General features: G+C 73.8%; 4 protein-coding genes. 2 read left to right on the plus strand and 2 right to left on the minus strand.

Annotated features, from left to right (window positions below; all coding sequences use genetic code 11):
• Nucleotides 1-67: 67 nt before the first annotated feature.
• Entirely contained in the window at nucleotides 68-1,432 is a 1,365-nt protein-coding gene (locus ACFU7Y_RS40230; RefSeq protein ID WP_380771332.1) for a M14 family metallopeptidase, read from the minus strand.
• Nucleotides 1,433-1,592: 160 nt separating this feature from the next.
• Entirely contained in the window at nucleotides 1,593-3,017 is a 1,425-nt protein-coding gene (locus ACFU7Y_RS40235; RefSeq protein ID WP_380771334.1) for a BTAD domain-containing putative transcriptional regulator, read from the minus strand.
• 154 nt (nucleotides 3,018-3,171) lie between these two features.
• Between ACFU7Y_RS40235 and ACFU7Y_RS40240 the strand changes: the two genes are divergently transcribed.
• Nucleotides 3,172-3,747 carry a hypothetical protein gene (locus ACFU7Y_RS40240; RefSeq protein WP_380771336.1) on the plus strand — a complete coding sequence of 192 codons (576 nt, stop codon included), beginning with the start codon at nucleotides 3,172-3,174 and terminating at the stop codon, nucleotides 3,745-3,747.
• 228 nt (nucleotides 3,748-3,975) lie between these two features.
• A partial coding sequence (locus tag ACFU7Y_RS40245; protein ID WP_380771337.1) for a DUF4389 domain-containing protein occupies nucleotides 3,976-4,863 on the plus strand: 888 nt, incomplete at its 3' end.

Raw genomic sequence — 4,863 nt, forward strand, 5'->3', positions numbered from 1 at the left:
CTGCGGGCCGATCCCGCAGCCGGCGCCTGGCCGTGGCACCCGGTGCGGCGCGTGCCGGGCCGCCCGGTCAGGCGGAGATGCCGCAGTACTGCTGCTGCTTGCCGATCGCCCGGTAGACGCAGTCCGCCGTCTCCACCAGGCGCAGGACCGCTTCGCGGTTCCGGCTGGTCTCGCGGCCGATCACCTCGTCGGGCGGGTAGAAGCCGCTGCTGCCGTTCGGGCCCGGGTACATCTCGAAGGTGTAGGCGAAGATCCGCTGGGCACCCCACAGCCAGTCGTCGATCGCACCGTCGGTGATGTAGAGGTCGCTCGACTGCTCGGGCGTGTAGCCGTTGGTGCCGGCCATGTCGCGGCCGACGGCCGCGAAGGTGTTGTACTCGTCGGCGGTCATGCCGGTGGCGGTGTCGGCGGTGGTCCAGCCGAACGGCCAGAGCACCAGTTCGCTGTAGGTGTGGAAGTCGATGGCGGCGGTGATCTGCTGCTTGCCGCCGACGACCCGGCTGCGGACGAAGTCGGCGACCACCTTGGTCTCCTTGGCGGACTCCGGCGCGCTGCCCCGGTAGGTCTCGCTGGAGGTGGAGCCGGAGGAGCCGCCGCAGCAGCCCCACTTGTAGTTCCAGTTGCGGTTGAGGTCGGTGCCGACGCTGTTGCTGCCGGTGTTCGGCTGGCGGTCCTTGCGCCAGCTGCGGTAGCGGCCGGTCGCGATGTCGTACTCGCCGCCGTCCGGGTTGAGGTCGGGGATCACCCAGATCTCGCGGCTGTTGACGGCGTTGGCGATGCGGCTGTCGGTGGCGTACTTGTCGCCGAACTCGTGCAGCAGGTAGAGCGCCATCTCGACGGTGAGGTGCTCGCGTGCGTGCTGGTGGGCGGTGAACAGCACCTCGGGCTCGTTCTCGTCGGTGCCGACGTTGTCGCTGATCTTCACCGCGACGATCGGCCGGCCCTCGTAGGAGGTGCCGATGACGCGCTTGCTCATGATGTCCGGGTGCGTGGCGACCACCGCGTCGATGTCGGCGGTGGCCTCGGCGTAGTTGTGGTAGCCGGAGTCCGCCTGCGGGAAGTCGTACACCGGCCCGGTCAGGCCTTCGTCACCGGGCTCGGCACCGTAGCTGGGGCCGGGCAGCATGACGGGCGACCAGCCGAGCGCGCGCAGCCGGGCGGCCTCGGCGGGGGTGGCGGTGACGACCACCGCGTCGGGCAGGACGGCGTCGACGGAGGCGCCGGTGGCGGCGACGGCGGTGCGGTCGGCGACGGTGCGGGGGCCGTCGAGCCGGTACTGCCGCGCGGTTTCGGCGGCAGTGTCCGCGGTGGCGGACGCGGGCGCCGACGGGCGGTCGGGGGAGGCTGCCTGGGCGGTGAGCGGGGTGGCGAGGGCGAGGGCCAGCAGGACGGCGGTGGCCGCGGCGGGCTTCCCTCGGCGGGGCAGTCGCATGACTGTCCTCCTGTGGGGGTCCGTGGGGGCGGAACGGTGGAGGAGGTGAGGCGCGCGCCAGCATGATGGTCCGCCAGTGTCATGGGTTCGTCAAGACATGGGGAAGGTCGGGGAAAGGGGCGCGCGGAGGCACGGGCGGGGCAGGAGGCCGGACCGCGACTCAGGAGGCCTGGCGGGTCCCACAGGTCGCCAGGCTGCACCAGCGCCGCCGGCCGCTCGCATCCAGGAAGAGCCAGCCGCAGCCACTGCTGGGGCAGCGGCGGACGGTGAACCGGCGCGGGTCGGCGAGCAGTTCGGCAGCCGCCCGGGCGGCTGCGTACAGCGGCAGCCGCAGGCCGGACGCCGGTGGCAGTCGCCAGTACGCCAGGCCGTCCTCACCCCGGGTGAAGACCGCCGATCGGCCGGCCTCCTGCACCACCGCCGCCACCGCGCCGAAGGCGGCGCCGTCCTGCGGGTCGGTCAGGCACGCGTAGAGGGCCGACCGGAACACACGGGCGTCGGCGAGCACGGCGGCCGACTCCTCGGGCCGCTCCGCCGCCCGGCGGAGCAGCGCCTCGACGACCCCTTCGTCGGCGAGGTCGTGATGGCCTGCCCAGACCGCGAGCGTGGGGTAGCCGCGCAGCCAGTCCGACCCGGGGCTCGGCGCGACGGTCGGCGCGGCACCCCAGCCTGCATAGGTGTTGCAGAACTCCAGCGCCGGATGGCCGCCCGCGCTCCACGGCAGCCACTGCTCACCGACCCGCACCGCGTACAGCGGCGCCGCGGGTCGGTCCAGCCGGGGGTCGGCCCGCAGGATGCGGTCGTGCAGGGCGGCGAGTTCGGCGCCGGGCTCGACCCCGAGGCCGTCCACCAGCACGCGTCGGGTGCGGCGGTAGAGGGCGAGCGCCTCGGCCTGCCGGCCGGCCCGGTAGAGGGCGGTCATCAGGGCGAGGACGAGACGCTCGCGGGACAGGAGGTCGTCGGCGGGAAAGCCGCCCGAAGCCCCGGCGGACGCGGAGTTCTCGTCGGAGGGCGACCCGGCGGTGCCGGGCGCCCCGGCCGAGGGTGCGGCCAGATCGGCGAGCACCTGCTCGTGCCGGCCCATGGCGAGCAGGATCTCGGCCCGCTGCTCCAGGGCGGACAGCCGCAGCTCGACCAGCCGGCGGCCGAGCCGCCCGCGCAGCGCCTCGTCGGCGACGTCCGCGAGCAGCGGTCCGCGCCAGAGCGCGAGCGCCCGGCCGTGGCAGCGCAGCCGTTCGCCGGGGTCGCCGGTGGCGACCGCCCGGGCGGTCAGGTCGAGGAACTCCCGTACGTCGACGGCATGTTGTCCGGGCACGAGGGCGTACCCGTCGTGCCGGGTCTCGATCGCCACCGCGTACGGGCGCAGCCGGGCCCGCAGCCGTCCGACGTACGTGTGGACGGTGCCGCGGGCCGAGGCGGGCGGGTTGCCGTTCCAGAGCAGGTCGATCAGCCGGTCGGTGGTCACGACCCGGCCGTCCTCCAGCAGGAGGACGGCCAGCACGCAGCGCTCCTGGCGACGGCTGCCCGCCAGGACGGACTCTCCCTCATGGCAGGCCTCGAACGACCCGAGCAGTCGGAACTCCATGACGGGCCACCCTAGGCCCGAAGGACGGACACGGCCCCCGATCGTCCACCGGCAGGTTCCTGACGCCCGATCACGGCTCGTGGTGAGAATCCGGTCAGGGGCGCCTGCCAGTCTGGGCCCCTGAACGCCCGACACCTCGCCAGGAGGACCGATCATGCGACGAACCCTGCTCACCACCGCGTCCACCATGCTGTCCGCAGTCATCGCCGTCACCCTGACCGGCCTGGCGGCCGCCCCGGCCGGAGCCGCATCCGGCCCGCCCGGTTCCTCCGATTCGTCCGGGGCCGTCGCCGGTCGGGGCGGGTGGGAGCCGTGGCCCTCGCCGACGTTCGACCTTCCGGCCGGCTCCCGCTGCGACTTCCCCGTGCACATGGAGGCCGTCGTCGACCAGGTGCAGCGGCGGGTCCTGGAGTACGCCCCCGACGGCACCACCGTGCGACGCGCCGCATACCGCGGCGCCCTCGTCCTGCGGATCACCGACACGACGACCGGCGCCTCGTACGACGCGGACGCCGGCGGCCGGTCCGTCGTCGACTACCGCGCCGACACCTCCCAGACCTGGCACGCCCACGGCCCGGTCCTGCTCGGCATCGGCGCCGACGCCGGCAACCTGCCCCGCGACCTCTACATCGTCGACGGCGACTACACCATCGACATCGGCGCCACCGGCTACCGAACGCTGACCATCAAGCACGGCTCCGCCGAACCGCTCTGCGCGAAGATCGCCTGACCGCGTCCTGCGAGGTCTGCGGCACCCTTGGCTCGAACGACGGGGACGCGTCCCGAGGTCCCCCCGGGACGCCCGCGGGTCGAGGGCGGCCGGTCCACGCCACGTCGGGCGGCTGCCCCGTCCGGCGCAGCGCTGCGCGCGGGACGGGCGGGGTGCTGCGATCTTCGGAGGGACCCCCGGCCGCGCCCGACCACCGGGTCCCGTCGTCCCGAGACCGTGGAGGCCCGGATGTGGCAGGCTCCCCCCGCCCCCGTCAGCCGTGAGTGGCTCCCGGTGCTGGACATGCCGGTGTCCGGACCGCAGAACCGCTGGACGGTGCTGCTGCGCGCGCTGCTGCTGATCCCCCAGTTCGTGGTGGTGTGGGTGCTGACGGTGGTGGCGTTCTTCGTCACCGTCATCGGCTGGTTCGGCGCGCTGGTGCTCGGCCGGCTGCCCGGCTTCGTGGCGGACTACCTCACCGCGTTCGTCCCGTACGGCACCCGCGTCACCGCGTACCTGATGCTCACCGTGGGCCGCTACCCGCCGTTCCGGTTCCAGGCCCCCGACCACCCGGTGCAGGTCGGGCTGCGGCCCGGCGAGCTGAACCGGCTCGCCGTTCTGTTCCGCATCATCCTCGTCATCCCGGCCTCGATCGTGCAGGGCCTGGTGTACGCCGGGTGGTGGACGGTGTCGTTCATCCTCTGGCTGGTGGTGCTGGTCCTCGGCCGGATGCCGCAGCCGCTCTACGAGGCGACGACCGCGATCCTGCGCTACCGGATGCGCTACACCGCGTACCTGGTGATGCTCTCGTCCGCCTACCCCAAGCGCCTGTTCGGCGACGAGCCGGGCAGCGAGCCGGAGGGCCCGGCATCGGCCACCCGCCCGCTGGTCCTGAGCGGCGCCGGGCGCGGCCTGCTCGTCGCCTTCCTCCTCCTCGGACTGGCCTCCTGGGCGACGAGCTCGGTCACCGCCTCGGTGAACTCGGACGAGGACAACGACGACGGCGGCTCCAACCCGACCCAGCACGTCGTCGCGCCCCTCGTGCCCGGCCCCGCCGACCAGGCCCGCGACTCCCACCGGCGCGACGAGGGCCTGCAACCTCGCTTTCTTGATCACGTGAGCCCGAAGGCCCTCCCG

The organism is Kitasatospora sp. NPDC057542, from assembly GCF_042801945.1.
Taxonomy (GTDB): domain Bacteria; phylum Actinomycetota; class Actinomycetes; order Streptomycetales; family Streptomycetaceae; genus Kitasatospora.